A 15,795-nucleotide genomic window follows, 5' to 3' on the forward strand; every position below is an offset into this window, starting at 1 on the left:
GGACAGTGAAACGACTTTGCGCCGATGATAGTGGACGGACGTCTGTGAAAGTAGGTCATCGTCAGGCTCTTATTGCTCAAACCCCCGCTGGTATCCCCAGCGGGGGTTTGTCTTTGCAGGAATGAAAGGTCCACCGGCTCAGCCAGGTGGACCTTTGTCTTTGTACTTGTTGTCGCTACATGCAAAAAGCGCCCATCCCGTGATCCGGGTGGGCGCTTTTTTGTTTTCATCTCAGTACAGACCAGGACGACATCCCCTGCCACATGGACTACCATAACAGCCGAAACACCCATAAGTGAGAAGGGTAGTAAATCAGAATGCCAGGTTTTCCTCGCACCCTCGATGGAAGCCTGGCCACCGACATGACGGATTATTAAATGATTGACGCAGACAACATCGAAATCCCGAGCAAACCGAACAAGTGGTACAAGATCCTGTACGTGCAGGTGATCATCGCCATCGTTCTCGGCATCCTGCTGGGCCACTTCAAGCCCGACCTGGGCGAGGCCATGCGGCCCTTGGGCGACGGCTTCATCAAGCTGGTGAAACTCATCATCGCGCCGGTGATCTTCATTACCGTGGTGACCGGCATTGCCGGCATGAGCGACCTGAAGCGAGTGGGCCGCGTCGCGGGTAAGGCCTTCATCTACTTCCTGACGTTCTCCACCATTGCACTTATCGTCGGCATCCTGGTCAGCCATGTGGCGCAACCGGGCGTGGGCATGCATATCGACCCCGCGACGCTGGACGGCAAGAAGGTGGCTGACTACGTGACGAAGGCGCACGATTCGACCATCACCGGCTTCCTGATGAACATCATCCCCAGCTCGCTGGTCGGTCCGTTCGTGACGGGCGACATCCTGCAGGTGCTGTTCGTGGCCGTGCTGTTCGGCATCGCGCTGGCCCTGGTGGGCGAGCGTGGCCGTCCCATCTACAACCTGCTGACGTCCTTGAGCGTTCCCGTGTTCAAGATGGTCGCCATCCTGATGCGCGCGGCGCCTATCGGTGCCTTTGGCGCGATGGCGTTCACCATCGGTGCCTACGGCATCAAGTCGGTGATCAACCTGGCAGCGCTGGTGGGTACCTTCTACGCCACCGCGGTGCTGTTCGTGGTCGTGGTACTGGGGGCGGTCGCTCGTTACAACGGGTTCTCCATCATCAAGCTGGTGCGTTATATCCGTGAAGAATTGCTGCTGGTGCTGGGTACCAGTTCTTCCGAAGCTGCCTTGCCTTCGCTGATGCAGAAGATGGAACGGGCCGGTGCCGCGAAGTCGGTGGTTGGCCTGGTGGTGCCCACGGGTTATTCCTTCAACCTGGATGGCACCAACATCTACATGACGATGGCCGCGATGTTCATCGCGCAGGCTTGCGACATTCACCTGACCTGGTCGCAGCAGATCCTGCTGTTGCTGGTGGCGATGGTGAGCTCCAAGGGTGCGGCTGGCGTGACAGGTTCGGGTTTCATCACCCTGGCTGCCACCCTGACCGTCATTCCCGACCTGCCGGTGGCCGGCATGGCCCTGATCCTGGGCGTGGATCGTTTCATGTCCGAGTGCCGCGCCTTGACCAACCTGGTCGGCAACGCGTGCGCCACGGTCGTCGTGGCTCGCTGGGAAGGCCAGTTGGACAAGCCCGCCCTGGACGCCGCTCTCAACGGCGATCCCCTGCCAGCTCCCACGACCACCCCTGCGACCACGGCGTCACACTGACACTTCGATAGTTCCAGGCCCGGCGCCCTTCCGCCCGGCCAACCTCAGAGGGCCACGTCCACAACGTGGCCCTTTGCGTTGATAGCAGCCTGCTCCATCAAACATCTTAAGAACCTGGAACGAATATGGATCCAAGGTAACTGATCGCTGTCACTTTTAACCTGTGCAGAGATCAGGAAATGCCAGTACCCTCTTTGTCGAGCAGCGATGTCATGTGGGGCCTCGCCGCCGACAGCAACGCGCCGCGTCCCATTTTGTGTACCGACAGTATCTTGGCTCCCTGGCTTCCCGGTTCCTTGCCGTCGGTCCAATACGAACGCATGCACGCAGTCCTGAAACGCATATCGGATGATCCGAACGGACGCACCTTGCTGCGGGCGTATTCCACCTGGGCCAGCCTGCACGACAGGAGCCCAACCATCATCTGGCGCAAGGGCGAGCCGCAACACCACGCGCAGGACGCATCGCTGAGCGCCAGCGGCGGTATGGGCTGGGTGGTGGACCTGGACTATCTGGCAAACGCCACGCCGGAAAACGTGCTCAAGGAATTGGCGCTTCGGTACAAGGATGTCAGCAGCGTGCAGTTCGGCGGTCCTCACTCCGCCCTGGGCGTGGATCATCCCCTGCGCGCGACCGGCGCGGAACAGGAGCGCAGGTGGAACGATTGGCTGGCTGGCAGCCCGGCGGGCGCGCCGCGGCAAGCGCGCCAGCGCGCCATTGAACGGATACGCGCCTGCCTCGTCGAAATGCATTGCTACGGCGGCCTGGACCATGGGCGCTTCCTGGATCTGCTGACGATGCTGAGCGGAGGACGGCAGGATGGGTCGCCCTGCCCGTGGACCTGGTCGAGCTGGATCTATCCCAAAGCGATCTGGCCGATGCGCCGGCCGCCTTCCTGGTCAGTCACAGATCCAGCGTAAGGACCGCGCTTTTACTGCCTGAGACGCAAGGGGTGAGGATTCGAGCCTTGTCCTCCGTGGAAAGGCAGTGATCTCGGTGATCTGGCTCTCCGCCGAGATAGTTCGTCTTGCACATCCCGCAGATACCCGCTTCACAGGAGGTGCGAATGGTAATGCCATGGCGTTTTAGCGCGGTGGACATGGGCTCGCCCGACTCCACCTCGATGGTAATTCCTGTACGTGCCAGATTGATCGAGTAGGCCGGGCCCTCGCTTGGCGCACGCCCGAAACGTTCGTAGTGGACGGTACCCTCCGTCCAATGTTCGCTCGCCTTCAAAAAATGATCAAGCATGACGCCCGGGCCACAGAAATAGACGTGTTCGCCATCCTCCTGGTGTTGAAGCCGTTTGTATAAGTCGAGCCGGTTGGGGTTGGAACTGTCCGTGTAATGCAATGTCGCCAGGCCATTGCACGCCAACTCTGTCAACGAGTTCGCGAATGGCAAGCCTGTGGCGCTCCTGTTGCATGCATGAATGTGAAACAGTACGCCACGCCGAAGAAGTTCAGGGATCATCGATAGGAATGGCGTGATGCCGATTCCACCCGCGATGAAAATGTGCCTCGAGGCACTGTCAGCCAGCGCGAAAAGATTGCGCGGCATTGAAACGGAAACCCGCGTCCCTCGGTGTAATGTCTCGTGCACGAGTGCCGACCCACCCCGGCCGTCATCCTCGCGCTGGACGGCGATGCGATAGACGTGCTTGTCCGCCGGGTCGCCACAGAGCGAGTACTGGCGCACCAGGATGTCTGTCAGCACAACGTCGATATGCGCACCCGGCGCGAATGGGGGTAGGGTCCAGCCCTCGGGGTCCTCCAGTTCGATGCACTTGATCCTGGTCGTTTCATACCAGCATCGCTTTACTACGGTCGTTACGTGACGGTTCAAACGATATTGCTCAGCGACGCTATCTGGCGCGAGCCTGTTGTGGGGCAGCTGGATTCCAGTCATAACGGTTTGATCATGTCGCCAACGCGAATGGTGCCGCTGGAAAGGAGTCGGCAATGCAAACCTCCGCGGTTGATCAGTAAATGCGTCACCGGCTGCCCTATGACATCTTCCAGGTGTTTGCACGGCTGGGCCGATTTGCGACCTTCGAGGACGACGTCACCGATCTGGAAGCGGCGACCGATCAGGTGCTCCAGCGCAACGCCGATGGTGGTGACGTTTCGTCGATGTACGCCCTTGCCAAGGGTGATGCCGTGATCGCGCGCGAGCGCGTCGACGGTCTCCTGCTCGAACAAAGTAAGATGGCGATCGTCCTTGATGCCTAGTTGCTCTACGATTTCCACCAGATGTCCGGTACCTTTGTAGTAGCGATCGCCGACGACGCCTTTTCCTTGCTCGACCTCCAGGGCATCGACGGAAAGCATGGGTAGCATGGCACGTGGGGCGTAATGCAGGCCGCCGACCATGCCTTGCCAGCAGACGCCTTCGGGAAGGTATATCGGGTCAGTGCAGAAGTTGCTCACGATGCACGTCCTCCTGTTTCTGCTGCAATGCGTGTTTGATCAGTGCGTCGGTGCCGATTGCCAACACCACCAGGCCGGCGATCAGCGGAAAAAGCGCGAGCCCGAGCAGTCCGCCCGAGAAACTACCAGTCAGATCCTTGAGCCATCCCATCATGTATGGCCCGACGAAGCCGCTTAGATTGGCGAGGGACGATATCACCGCGATGGCGCCGGCCGCGGCGGTGCCGCTGAGGAACGCGGTGCTGATGGTCCAGAAAAGTGCCATCGAGCTGAGGATTCCCGTGACGGCCATCGCCATCGCGACAAGTGCCAGGACGGGAGATGACGTTTGTGTACTCAGGCTCAGTCCGGCAAAGGTCAGGAAGCAGGCCAGGGCAGAACTCCAGATGCGCTCATTGCTGCGGTCCGACACGCGAACCCAGATCAACATGCCGACGGTCGCGACGACGTAAGGTACTGCATTGAGAAAACCGATGGCCATGTTGGAGAAGCCGAAGGACTTCATGATCTGCGGCAGCCAGAACGCCACGCCGTATAGCCCCATGGTGATACCGAAGTAGACCGTCGTCAGGGCCAGCACTCGCCAATTGCTGATGCCCTCCCATAGGGAGAAATGGCGGGCTTGTTTCAATTGGCTGTTCTCTTCAGCGATTTTGGCGCTGAGGGCGACGCGTTCGCTCTCGCTCAGGAACGTGCATTTTTCAGGACGATCCGGGAGGAAGCGGAAAGTGACGAAAGCCAGGATGACGGTGGGCAAACCTTCCATGAGAAATAACCACTGCCAACCCTTCATGCCCAACACGCCATTCATTGAGAGCACCAAGCCCGACAGCGGCGATCCGATGATGTTGGCCAAAGGTATGCCCAACAGAAATGACCCGATTACGCGCGCACGGTATGCGCGCGGGAACCAGTAAGTCATATAGAGAATGATGCCCGGGAAGAAGCCGGCTTCAGCGAAACCCAGCAGGAAGCGCATCCAGTAGAAACCGGTGTCACTGGATACGAAAGCCATGCCGGCGGATAACAGTCCCCAGGCGAGCTGGATGCGTGCGATGTTGATGCGTGCACCGAACTTCTGCAGCAGCAGGTTGCTGGGCAGTTCGAAGATGAAAAATCCGATGAAGAAAATCCCGGCGCCGAACCCATAGACACTGGCCGAGAAGCCGAGGTCTTCACTCATGGTCAACGATGCGAAGCTGACGTTGACCCGGTTGATGAAGCAAAGAATATAAAGAAGGATGATATAGGGCATGATTCTCAGGAATACTTTCCTGATGACCTGCTCCGATACATCGCCGCCCACTTTCGTGCTGCTGGATGTCATTGGTGTTCCCCTTGAATTATTTGGTTTGTCTGCACTTCTGATACGCCGAGATCGATCGGGCTAGACGGTGAATGAGGACATTCCTTGCTGCACCGTCTGGCGCGCCCAATAACTGAAAGTCGCGTTGACGATGGACCGTTTCAAGAGGTAGTCGTGCGCTTCCTTGGCCAAGACCCCATCCACCGGTTGCAGCGGGCCAAATGCCTGCGCCCGTATCTGCATGCGCGCCGCGCGCTCAAGATAGACCGACAGATAGGTAGCCTCTTCGATTGACTGTCCTGCGGTCAGGTATCCATGGTTGGCCAGAATGATGGCTTTTTTCTGCCCCAAGGCGCCGGAAATGATCACGCCTTCCTGGTCCGCGATAGGCACGCCGGGCCAATCGGCAAGAAAAGCGCAGTCATCGTGCAGTGGCGTCATATCCATGTGTGCGATGACCAACGGCTGACGCGCCGCCGCCAGCGCCGAGGCCCACGGCGAATGGGTGTGGATCAGCGATTGGACGTCTGGCCGCGCCTCGTACACCCAAAGGTGGAAACGCGTGGCCGGGTTGGCCATGCCGTCGCCCGTCAATGTGTTGAGATCGCGGTCCACCTCGATAAAATCGGTGGGCGTTGCTTCGTCAAACCCCAGCCCGAATCGCAGGGTCCAATAGGCGTCAGGCCGCTCCGACCGCGCGCTGATCTGGCCTGCGAGGCCCGCTTCCTGACCGGTCATCGCCAGAATGCGGCAAGCATAGGCCAAGGTTTCATTCAGGGGGCGGGCTGTTTCTTTCAGATGCTGAGCCATCTCGCGGGTGGCCCGGTCGTCGAAGTATTCCTTGGCGCGCAAGGCTTGGTTCATCGTGTTATTCCAGTGTTTGGATGAGGAAAGGCTGCCCGCGATGCCTGGTGATAGCCGCAGCGGGGCCACACGCCTGGCAAGAGCGCGTGCATGTCTCCGGCGTTGCCGGCAGTGCCGTTAATACGAACTGGGCGAGTTAATCGAAGATATCCAACGGCAGGAAAGCAGAGACTGTGACGTTGGGCACGTCGACGATCTGGCTGATGCGCAGATTCACTGCCACGCTGACCAAGGAATACGCCTGTTCGGGGCTGTAACCGCGGCTATCGCAGAGATAGTCGACCATGTTGGTCAAGGCGTTGCGCGTTGCCAGGGTGATGTCTTCGGAATGGTTCATGCCATCCTTGGCGACACAGGTGCCTGTCGTTGCGTAGAAATTCCGGGTGGGATCCATGAATACGCTCGACCCGGTTCGGCTGAACGAGGGGTCGGTTTGCCGCCGGCGCGCGGCCTCGCCTTTGAGAAGCTCGAAACGCGCGATGAAAGTGGCGGAGGTTTCGATGGCCGTACCGCAGGATTCGCCATCTCCTTGGGCAAAATGGGCGTCACCCACCGAGAACAGGGCGCCGGGGGTATAGACAGGGAGGTACAGCGTGGTGCCGGCAACCAGTTGCTTGATATCCAGGTTGCCGCCGACCTCATGGGGAGCGATGGTGCGTAGCCCAGCGGTGGCGGCCGGCCCTCGGGCAGGAACCGCCATGTTGGCGTCAGGCAGGGCGACCGCGCCACCACGAGCGTGCAGGGCGGCCTCGCGGCGCGCAATCACGTCCAGCAAGTCATGCGAAGGCGCAAGGCCCATGACGCCCATGAAGGGAGCGCCCGGAATGCGCACGCCGGGCAGTTGCTCCGATGTCGCGAAATTCTTGTCCATGGACCAGTGAACGATGTGCGGCTGGTCGAAGAGATCGCGCAGGAAACCGAATCCCGGCATGATGACCGTGAAGCCTTCAGTGTGCGAGACGACATCGGTAATATGCACGGCCAACAGATCGCCGGGTTCAGCGCCATTTACGTAGACCGGACCAGTCAGTGGATGCGCGCGGCCCAGGCTGGCCTTCAGCAAATCCTCATTGGTGGTCGATTTGCAGATCTGGCAGTCGAAGGAATCGCGTGTCTCCATTTCGACCGTGTCGCCGCTGTTGATGCGAATCATCGGCTCGATGTCCGGATGCCAGCGGTTATGGCCCTCCAAGGGGGCCGACCCGAGCGGCGTGGAGCGGTTTACCTTGATTTTCAGATGCGGCATGACTATTTCCCTTGACTTGATTCGAGTTTTGGCTCGGACGGCTGCAACCGCGCGATTTGTTCGAAGCTTAAACAAGTATGGTGGGAGCCACGCAAGTCATAGGAGCTATGAGAAAAAGGACGGATCCGATGCACCGGTGGGCAGGCGCGACACCCGCTTCCATCCGGAGTCAGCCGGCTTGTTCGATGGTCTGCTCGGCCTCGGCGCCCGCAAGCAGTCCCGCCCCCAATTCGACAGCAAGATTCAGCAGCCGCTCGACGGCGCGATTCGGAGTCGGGCGTTTGCGTATGACGCTCACCAGCTTCCGGCTGAGGTTGGGGGCAGCGATGGTCCGTTTGACCAGGTGGTGCTCGGCCAGCGTCGATCTGGACAGGTGGTCTGGCAGGACACAGTAGCCCAGGCGAAGAGATGCCAGCTTAAGCATCATGTCCAACGTCTCGACTTCCGTAACGACGGTGTGTTTGACGTTTGCGCTTTCAAGCATGCGGCGTAGCGCGTAGTGCGCCGGGAATACAATCAGCGGCAGCCGTTCGGCCCGCAGGTCCACCCCTCCCGGGTGAATCGGGCTGTCGCGGTGGCACACCAGGCACATGTTTTCTGTGAACAGCGGTCGGGCGCTGAGCCGCTCCGACGCCACAGCTGTGTCGTAGACGAACCCGACTTCAGCGCGCCCGGACTCGACCAGGTCGGCAACCTCGGGCGAGCTGCGCGCCACGATGGACACGTTCACTTTAGGAAAGGCAGCGAGGAATTGCGCGATCAACGACGGGATGAAATCGAAGGGCAGGGTGTGGACGGCGGCAATTCTCAAGGAACCCGTAAGATCGTGTCCGCCTATCTTCAATTGTTCGATGCACTGATCAATGGCTTCCAGCGCAGGGGTAGCGACGTTTTTGAGTTGCTCGCCAGCCGCCGTTAGTACCAAACCCCGACCGTTTCGGGTAAATAGCGCCTGATCCAGCATGGATTCCAGGAGGGCTATTTGCTTGCTCAGCGCCGACTGCGTCATTTCCAGGCGCTGTGCAGCGATGGACATCGAGCCAGCGTCAGCAATCTTCAGGAAGTAACGAATCTGGGTATCGTACGATTTCATGGGGGCATCCTGCCAAGACTGATCGTACCGGTAGCAGGAGCTGGAAGCTGTAGGGAAAAACCATAGCGCTATGCCGGGTGCGCAGTGTGTTCGTGTGCGCCCCTCTTTTGTACGGTGCCTGTGTTCAGGGCAACACGACCCCGGCACGTCCCAGCAATTGCGCAGTCTCGAAAACCGGCAAGCCCATCACCCCGGTGTAGCTGCCGGCGATGTGCTCGACGAAGATGCCCGCCAGTCCCTGGATGCCATAGGCGCCAGCCTTGCCAAAGGGTTCACCGCTATCGCAATAGAGTTCGATGTCCTGCTGGCTGAGCGCGCGCAGACGCACTTCGGTCATGGACACCGCTTCGTGCAATTGCCCCGCGGCGGCTACCACCACGGCGGTGTGCACCTGATGCGCGCGTCCGGACAAACGCCGCATGATCGCGATGGCATCGTCGCGATCGGCCGGCTTGCCCAGCACGTCGCCATCCAGGATCACCGTGGTGTCCGCGGCCAGCAGCGGCAGGGCGGGCAGCGCCTGTTCGCGCAGGTAGCGCACGCCCCGTTCCGCCTTGTCGCGTGCCGTGCGGCGGACGTAGATTTCCGCCGCCTCGCCGGCATGGCGCGGCTCGTCCTCGCCCGGCGGCGAGGGGACCGCCAGTACGCGATGTACCACGCCGATCTGCGTCAACAACTCACGCCGGCGCGGGCTGGCCGACGCCAGATAGATACGGGGCACGTCCGGCGGGGAATCGGAAGGGGACGTCACGAGTTTTCCAGAATAGATAAAGGTTTGATGAGGGCCACGGCCGCCGGCGCATTCCTGGCCGCACCCTGCAATGGCGTCGCGCGCGCACTGCGCAAGCGATCGTGCATTATCCGGGCAAAAACGCAGGCGACAGCCTCAAACCACCGTTTCAAGCCCGATGATAAGGATGGTTCGTCATGATGGCCCAGGCGCGATACAGCTGTTCGGCCAGCACCACCCGCACCATGGGATGAGGCAGGGTCAGCGATGACAGCCGGATCATTGAGGAGCACGAGGCCTTCAGCGCCGCGTCCAGGCCATCCGGACCGCCCACCAGGAAGGCCACGTCACGGCCCCCGGCGCGCCACTGCTCCAGGGTCTGCGACAGGGCTACCGTGGTCAGGTCGCGGCCACGCTCGTCCAGGGCGAGGCGCAGGGCCTGCGGCGGCAGGGCGGCTTCGATGCGCCGCGCTTCGGCCGCCATCATCTGCGCGGGCGTCTTGCCGCTGGTGCGCGGCTCGGGCTTGATTTCGCGCAATTCCAGCGCGCAATCGGGCGGCATGCGCCGCGCATAGTCATCCCAGGCCGTCTCGACCCAGCCCGGCATGCGGTTGCCGACAGCGGCGACGATCAGTTTCACGGCGTATCGACGTCAGTGGTGGAGCGGGAAAGGCACGTCAGGCTTCGTCGCCGTCGTCGTAGGTGGCGCCGCTCAGCGTGCCCGACATGGCCGGCGAGACCGACTGCGGCAGCAGTTTGACGCGCACCGGCTTGCCGCCCCAGATTTCTTCCAGGTTGTAGTACTGGCGTATGGCCGGTTGCATCAGGTGGACGACGATGTCGCCCAGATCCACCACCACCCATTCACCCGTGTCCTCGCCCTCGATCGTGGGTTTCATCTTGAGAAACTCACGCGCGCTTTCGCTGACGCTGGCCGCCAGGGCGCGCGTCTGCCGGTTCGACGTACCGCTGGCAATGATGACGCGGTCGAACAGGCTGGTCAGGTGGGTGGTGTTGAAGACTTTGATGTCTTGCGCCTTGACGTCTTCGAGGGCATCGATGACAGCGCGTTGCAGTTTTGAAATATCCATAGTCGCAAATATAACCTCCGGCGATCAGCGCGCCAGTAATGTGCAGCCGGATGCACAAGTGCCGGCGAGCTCAGTCGTGATAGAGATGGTGGGTCCGGATGTAATCGATGACCGGCTGGGGTAGCAGGTCATCGACCGGCAGATCTTGTGCCAGTCTGCGCCGGATTTCGGACGCTGACACGGGCATGTCGGAAAAAGGCAACTGTTGCAATTGACGGCCCTGGCGCCCAAGGGCGTCATGCAGGGGCGGCGGCGGGGTCAGCGAGCTGCCCGGACGGGTGGCGACAGCCAGGTCCACCAGGGCAACGATGTCTTCCCAGGCGTGCCAGGTGCAGAAATTGGCCAGTTGGTCGGCGCCCAGCAGCCACACGTAGGCGGCGTCCGGGGGCAGGGCACGCAGGGTTTCCACCGTGTAGGTGGGCCCGTCGCGCTCGACTTCGATGGTATTCAAGGCGATGCCCGCTGTCCCCGATTCCGAATCGATGGCCAGCCGGATCATGTCACAGCGCTGCCGCGGGCTGGCCTGCAAGGGCGAGCGTTGCCAGGGCTGGCCCGCCGGTAACAACTGCACCTGGTCCAGGTGCAGGCCGTCCAGCGCGCTGCGCGCCAGCGCCATATGCGCCAGGTGCACCGGGTCGAAACTACCGCCGAGCAGGCCGATTTTCTTCAAAACCACTCCCGCGGCGTCAGGTAGCCGGCCAATACCGCTTCCGGCGTGCCCGTCTCCGGGTGCCAGTCGTAGCGCCACTGGGCCAGCGGCGGCATGGACAGCAGGATCGATTCGGTGCGGCCGCCCGACTGCAGCCCGAACAGGGTGCCACGGTCGTAGACCAGGTTGAATTCGACATAGCGGCCGCGCCGGTAGGCCTGGAAGTCGCGTTCGCGTTCGCCATAGGCCTGGTCGCGGCGCAGCGCCACGATGGGCATATAGGCCGGCAGGAAGGCGTCCCCGACATCGCGCACCAGGGCGAAGGCCGCGTCGAAGCCGCCCTCATCCAGGTCGTCGAAGAAAATACCGCCGATACCGCGCGTCTCGCCGCGGTGCTTGAGATAGAAATACTCGTCGCACCACTTCTTGTAGCGGGCGTAGTAGTCCGATCCGTGCGCGGCCAGCGCATCGCGGCAGGTCCGGTGGAAGTGCCGCGCGTCTTCTTCGTAAGGATAGTAGGGCGTCAGGTCCATGCCGCCGCCGAACCAGAACACGTCGGACTCCCCGCTGTGGCGGGCCGGCGCCACGAACAGGCGCACATTCATGTGGACGGTGGGTATATAGGGATTGCGCGGGTGCAGCACCAGCGAAACCCCCATGGCCTGCCACGGGCGCCCCGCCAGTTCCGGACGCCGGACACTGGCGGACGGCGGCAGGGTGGCGCCGTGCACATGGCTGAACAGCACCCCCGCGCGTTCCAGCAACTGGCCGCCTTCGAGCAGGCGCGAGCGGCCACCGCCGCCCTCCGGACGTTCCCAGGGGTCATTGCGGAACCCGGCGCCATCGGCCTGCTCCAGCGCCGCCACGATGCGGTCCTGCAGGCCGGTGAAATAGTCGCGCGCCGCGGCGATGGGCAGTTCGGCCGGCAAGGACGAAGCAACGCCGGGGCTCATGGTGCCCGTGTTCATGCCTGCACCCGTGCCGCGCCGCGGCTCAAGCGCCCGCCTTGGGCTTGGCCGGGGCGCGATTGAGGGCGCGCCAGCCGATGTCGCCGCGGTACTGGCGGCCGTCGAACACCACGCGGTCCACGGTCTCATAGACGCGTTCACGCGCCATGCGCACCGAGTCGCCCAGCGCGGTGACGCACAGGACGCGCCCGCCGGAGGTCTGGACGACGTCGCCCTCGCGCCTGGTGGCGGCGTGGAAGACCATGCAGTCCGCGGCGTCCTCGGGCAGGCCGGAGATGGTGTCGCCCGTGCGCGGCGTGCCGGGGTAGTTGTGGGCGGCCAGGACCACGCCCAGCGCGGTACGGCGGTCCCAGACGATATCGGCCTGGTCCAGGGTGCCCGCCACGGCGTGTTCGAACACGTCCAGCATGTCGCTCTTGACGCGCATCATGATGGGCTGGGTTTCCGGGTCGCCCATGCGGCAGTTGAATTCCAGCACCTTGATGGGACGGTTGGGATCGTCGCCCGGTGCAATCATCAGGCCGGCGTAGAGGAAACCGGTAAACGGGATGCCGTCGCGCTGCATGCCCTGCACCGTCGGCAGGATCACTTCGCGCATGATGCGGTGATGCAGTTCCGGGGTGACCACGGGCGCCGGGGAATAAGCCCCCATGCCGCCGGTATTGGGGCCTTCGTCGCCGTCGCGCAGGCGCTTGTGGTCCTGGCTGGTGGCCAGCGCCAGCACATTGCGGCCGTCGACCATGACGATGAAGCTGGCTTCTTCGCCGACCAGGCACTCCTCGATCACCACGCGGGCGCCGGCAGCACCCAGGGAACCGTCTCCCAGCATCGCGTCGACGGCGCCGTGGGCTTCTTCCAGGGAGGTGGCCACCACCACACCCTTGCCCGCGGCCAGGCCGTCGGCCTTGATCACGATGGGCGCGCCTTCGGCGTCGATGTACGCGTGGGCAGCTGCCGGATCGGTGAAGGTGCCGTAGCGGGCCGTGGGAATGCTGTGCCGCACCATGAAGGCCTTGGCGTAGTCCTTCGAGCTTTCCAGCTGGGCGGCCGCCTTGGTGGGGCCGAAGATCTTCAGGCCGCGGGCACGGAAGACGTCGACCACGCCCGCCGCCAGCGGGGCTTCGGGGCCGACCACGGTCAGGGCGATGCCTTCGCGCTGGACGAAGTCGGCCAGTTCGTCGGCGTTGGTCAGGGCGACGTTTTCAAGGCTGCCGCCTTGCGTGCCGCCGTTGCCGGGGGCCACGTAGACCTTGTGCACGCGCGGGGATTGCGCGAGGCGCCAGGCGAGGGCATGTTCGCGGCCGCCCGAGCCGATTACCAGGAGTTTCATGATGGAGGGTTCTGCGTCTGGAAGATTCTGGGTACGGATCCGGCGCCGCCTGGCGCCGGACAGGGGGAATGGCGTTACTGCGCCTCGTCGAGTACGGCCGTCGTGTAGACGTCCTGCACGTCGTCCAGCGCTTCCAGCGCGTCCAGCAGTTTCTGCATCTTGGCGGCGTCATCGCCTGCCAAGTCGGTTTCATTCAAGGCTTTCATGACGATGCCGTCGACTTCGGCCTTCAGGCCGGCGGCGTCGAACGCCTGGCGCACGGCCGCATAGTCGGCCGGAGCGGTGATCACTTCGATCACGCCTTCTTCGTCGGTGACCACGTCTTCGGCGCCGGCTTCCAGCGCGGCTTCCATGACCTTGTCCTCGGGCGTGCCCGGGGCGAAGATGAACTGGCCGCAGTGATTGAACATGAAGGCCACCGAGCCTTCCTGGCCCAGGTTGCCGCCGTTCTTGGCGAAGGCGTGGCGCACTTCCGCGACAGTGCGGGTGCGGTTGTCGGTCATGCAGTCGACGATCACCGCCGCGCCACCGATGCCGTAGCCTTCATAGCGGATTTCGTCATAGTTGACGCCGTCGGCGCCGCCCGCGCCACGCTGGATGGCACGCTGGACGTTGTCCTTGGGCATGTTGGCGTCAGTCGCCTTGTCCCAGGCCAGGCGCAGCCGGGGATTGCTGTCCGGATCAGGGCCGCCCGCCCTTGCGGCGACGGTGATTTCACGAATGATCTTGGTCCACAGCTTGCCGCGTTTGGCGTCTTGGCGACCCTTGCGGTGCTGAATATTGGCCCATTTACTGTGTCCGGCCATGGCTTTCCGATTTTTGATTTGAGCAAAGATGGCTATTTTAGCGTGCCGCCGGGCGCGCCGCCCGGTAACAGTGTTGGTTTGGCGCACGGGCAGGTGCCATACACAGGGGCGGCGGCTAGCTCTACACTTGCCGCAACCGTCTTTTTACGGAGTTTTCCATGTCCGATTCCGCTGCTTCCGTCCCTCCGCTGCTGATCGCCAAGAACGGCGCTACCGAACTGGCCCTCCTGCCGGCCCTGGCCAACCGGCACGGTTGCATCACCGGGGCCACGGGCACGGGCAAGACGGTCACCCTGCAGGTGCTGGCCGAGCAGTTCTCGCGCATCGGCACGCCCGTGTTCATGGCCGACATCAAGGGCGACCTGACCGGCATCGCGCAAGCCGGCACGCCGGCGCCCAAGCTGATGGAACGGCTGCAATCCCTGGGCGTGGCCGCGCCAGCCTGGAGCGCAAGCCCGGTGATGTTCTGGGACGTGTTCGGTGAACAGGGGCAGCCGGTGCGGGCCACCGTTTCCGACATGGGGCCGCTGCTGCTGGCACGCATGCTGGAATTGAACGACACGCAGGAAGGGGTGCTGGCCCTGGTGTTCAAGGTGGCCGACGACGAAGGCCAGCTGCTGCTGGACCTGAAAGACCTGCGCGCCATGCTGCAGAACGTGGCCGACCGTAGCGCCGAACTGAAAACGCGCTATGGCAATGTGTCGGCGGCGTCGGTGGGCGCCATCCAGCGCAGCCTGCTGACGCTGGAGTCGCAGGGCGCGGAGAAGTTCTTCGGCGAGCCCATGCTGGACGTGGCCGACCTGATGCGTACCGACGCGCAGGGACGCGGCCTGGTCAGCATCCTGGCCGCGGACAAGCTGATGCAGGCGCCGCGCCTGTATGCCGTGTTCCTGCTGTGGCTGCTGGCCGATCTGTACGAGAAGCTGCCGGAGGTGGGCGACCTGGACAAACCCAAGCTGGTGTTCTTCTTCGACGAAGCGCATCTGTTGTTCACCGACGCGCCCAAGGCGCTGCTGGACAAGATCGAGCAGGTGGTGCGCCTGGTGCGGTCCAAGGGCGTCGGCGTGTATTTCGTCACGCAGAATCCGCTGGATATTCCGGATACGGTGCTGGGGCAGCTGGGCAATCGGGTGCAGCACGCCTTGCGCGCCTTCACGCCGCGCGACCAGAAGGCGGTGCGCACGGCGGCGCAGACCATGCGGCCCAATCCGGGACTGGACCTGGAAGCGGCCATCACCGATCTGGGCGTGGGGGAAGCGCTGGTGTCCTTCCTGGATGTGAAAGGACGCCCGGCGATGACCGAGCGCGCCTTCATCGTGCCGCCGGCCAGCCGGATCGGTCCCTGCACGGCGGCTGAACGGCTGGCGCTGCGCGATGGGTCGCCGCTGCGGGGCAAGTATGAGCAGGCGGTGGACCGGGTTTCCGCGTATGAGGTGCTGACGCAGCGGACGATAGGGAACGACGTGGGCAAGGGCGGGGCGGCGGCGGGCTCAGTGCCAGGTTCGGCGCCGGGGGCCGGCACTGCCGCGCCCGCGCCGTCGGCCGGGCAGGCGCCGGCGGCGCCCGTCGGCACC

The 15,795-nt window shown here is 63.0% G+C and carries 16 protein-coding genes; 3 read left to right on the top strand and 13 right to left on the bottom strand.

From position 1 onward, the window contains the following. The first annotated feature begins 377 nt into the window (after window positions 1–377). The gene (locus CEY05_RS30580) at window positions 378–1,709 is read left to right on the top strand and encodes a dicarboxylate/amino acid:cation symporter (protein ID WP_088601212.1); all 1,332 of its coding nucleotides are present in this window, start codon (window positions 378–380) and stop codon (window positions 1,707–1,709) included. Window positions 1,710–1,981: 272 nt separating this feature from the next. Then, window positions 1,982–2,629, top strand: coding sequence for a hypothetical protein (locus CEY05_RS30585; protein WP_143220719.1), 648 nt, complete (start codon window positions 1,982–1,984; stop codon window positions 2,627–2,629). On the opposite strand, the gene CEY05_RS30590 is transcribed toward CEY05_RS30585, so the two are convergent. The 13 genes from CEY05_RS30590 to CEY05_RS30650 form a co-directional block, all read right to left on the bottom strand. Next, window positions 2,613–3,617, bottom strand: coding sequence for a PDR/VanB family oxidoreductase (locus CEY05_RS30590; RefSeq protein ID WP_088601210.1), 1,005 nt, complete (start codon window positions 3,615–3,617; stop codon window positions 2,613–2,615). The two genes, CEY05_RS30585 and CEY05_RS30590, sit on opposite strands and share 17 nt — an antisense overlap. Further along, a complete protein-coding gene (locus tag CEY05_RS30595) occupies window positions 3,614–4,138 on the bottom strand; it encodes an MOSC domain-containing protein (RefSeq protein WP_143220721.1) in 525 nt (174 codons plus the stop codon). Before CEY05_RS30595 ends, CEY05_RS30590 begins: the two co-directional genes overlap by 4 nt. Then, window positions 4,119–5,465: an MFS transporter gene (locus CEY05_RS30600; RefSeq protein ID WP_088601208.1), complete on the bottom strand. Its 1,347-nt coding sequence runs from the start codon at window positions 5,463–5,465 to the stop codon at window positions 4,119–4,121. The genes CEY05_RS30595 and CEY05_RS30600 overlap by 20 nt, the downstream gene beginning before the upstream one ends. Before the next feature lie 60 nt (window positions 5,466–5,525). Then, window positions 5,526–6,308, bottom strand: a complete 783-nt coding sequence (locus tag CEY05_RS30605) for an aldolase (protein WP_088601207.1) — start codon at window positions 6,306–6,308, stop codon at window positions 5,526–5,528. A 136-nt stretch (window positions 6,309–6,444) separates the two neighbouring features. Then, window positions 6,445–7,554 carry an acetamidase/formamidase family protein gene (locus tag CEY05_RS30610; protein ID WP_088601206.1) on the bottom strand — a complete coding sequence of 370 codons (1,110 nt, stop codon included), beginning with the start codon at window positions 7,552–7,554 and terminating at the stop codon, window positions 6,445–6,447. Window positions 7,555–7,723: 169 nt separating this feature from the next. After that, the gene (locus tag CEY05_RS30615; RefSeq protein ID WP_088601205.1) at window positions 7,724–8,647 is read right to left on the bottom strand and encodes a LysR family transcriptional regulator; all 924 of its coding nucleotides are present in this window, start codon (window positions 8,645–8,647) and stop codon (window positions 7,724–7,726) included. A 124-nt stretch (window positions 8,648–8,771) separates the two neighbouring features. Then, window positions 8,772–9,398, bottom strand: coding sequence for a nucleoside triphosphate pyrophosphatase (locus tag CEY05_RS30620; protein WP_088601204.1), 627 nt, complete (start codon window positions 9,396–9,398; stop codon window positions 8,772–8,774). Between the two features lie 148 nt (window positions 9,399–9,546). Continuing rightward, entirely contained in the window at window positions 9,547–10,017 is a 471-nt protein-coding gene (gene rlmH / locus CEY05_RS30625; RefSeq protein ID WP_088601203.1) for a 23S rRNA (pseudouridine(1915)-N(3))-methyltransferase RlmH, read from the bottom strand. Window positions 10,018–10,054: 37 nt separating this feature from the next. Beyond that, window positions 10,055–10,468 (bottom strand): ribosome silencing factor, encoded by a 414-nt coding sequence (rsfS, locus tag CEY05_RS30630; RefSeq protein WP_088601202.1) that lies wholly within the window; start codon window positions 10,466–10,468, stop codon window positions 10,055–10,057. 70 nt (window positions 10,469–10,538) lie between these two features. After that, window positions 10,539–11,138 carry a nicotinate (nicotinamide) nucleotide adenylyltransferase gene (gene nadD, locus CEY05_RS30635; RefSeq protein WP_088601201.1) on the bottom strand — a complete coding sequence of 200 codons (600 nt, stop codon included), beginning with the start codon at window positions 11,136–11,138 and terminating at the stop codon, window positions 10,539–10,541. Beyond that, entirely contained in the window at window positions 11,135–12,070 is a 936-nt protein-coding gene (hemF, locus tag CEY05_RS30640; protein ID WP_088601217.1) for an oxygen-dependent coproporphyrinogen oxidase, read from the bottom strand. Before hemF ends, nadD begins: the two co-directional genes overlap by 4 nt. Before the next feature lie 40 nt (window positions 12,071–12,110). Further along, entirely contained in the window at window positions 12,111–13,415 is a 1,305-nt protein-coding gene (gene purD / locus CEY05_RS30645; RefSeq protein ID WP_088601200.1) for a phosphoribosylamine--glycine ligase, read from the bottom strand. 74 nt (window positions 13,416–13,489) lie between these two features. Beyond that, a complete protein-coding gene (locus CEY05_RS30650; RefSeq protein WP_088601199.1) occupies window positions 13,490–14,221 on the bottom strand; it encodes a YebC/PmpR family DNA-binding transcriptional regulator in 732 nt (243 codons plus the stop codon). A 158-nt stretch (window positions 14,222–14,379) separates the two neighbouring features. On the opposite strand from CEY05_RS30650, the gene CEY05_RS30655 reads away from it, so the two are divergent. Beyond that, a partial coding sequence (locus tag CEY05_RS30655) for a helicase HerA-like domain-containing protein (RefSeq protein WP_088607548.1) occupies window positions 14,380–15,795 on the top strand: 1,416 nt, incomplete at its 3' end.

Source organism: Achromobacter sp. HZ34 (genome assembly GCF_002209485.1).
Classification (GTDB): Bacteria; Pseudomonadota; Gammaproteobacteria; order Burkholderiales; family Burkholderiaceae_B; genus Bordetella_C.

Coding starts and splice junctions, on each gene's coding strand:
- CEY05_RS30580 (WP_088601212.1), top strand. CDS start 378: ATGATTGACGCAGACAACATCGAAATCCCGAGCAAACCGAACAAGTGG.
- hemF (WP_088601217.1), bottom strand. CDS start 12,070: ATGAGCCCCGGCGTTGCTTCGTCCTTGCCGGCCGAACTGCCCATCGCC.
- CEY05_RS30650 (WP_088601199.1), bottom strand. CDS start 14,221: ATGGCCGGACACAGTAAATGGGCCAATATTCAGCACCGCAAGGGTCGC.
- CEY05_RS30600 (WP_088601208.1), bottom strand. CDS start 5,465: ATGACATCCAGCAGCACGAAAGTGGGCGGCGATGTATCGGAGCAGGTC.
- CEY05_RS30615 (WP_088601205.1), bottom strand. CDS start 8,647: ATGAAATCGTACGATACCCAGATTCGTTACTTCCTGAAGATTGCTGAC.
- purD (WP_088601200.1), bottom strand. CDS start 13,415: ATGAAACTCCTGGTAATCGGCTCGGGCGGCCGCGAACATGCCCTCGCC.
- CEY05_RS30610 (WP_088601206.1), bottom strand. CDS start 7,554: ATGCCGCATCTGAAAATCAAGGTAAACCGCTCCACGCCGCTCGGGTCG.
- CEY05_RS30605 (WP_088601207.1), bottom strand. CDS start 6,308: ATGAACCAAGCCTTGCGCGCCAAGGAATACTTCGACGACCGGGCCACC.
- CEY05_RS30590 (WP_088601210.1), bottom strand. CDS start 3,617: ATGACTGGAATCCAGCTGCCCCACAACAGGCTCGCGCCAGATAGCGTC.
- rsfS (WP_088601202.1), bottom strand. CDS start 10,468: ATGGATATTTCAAAACTGCAACGCGCTGTCATCGATGCCCTCGAAGAC.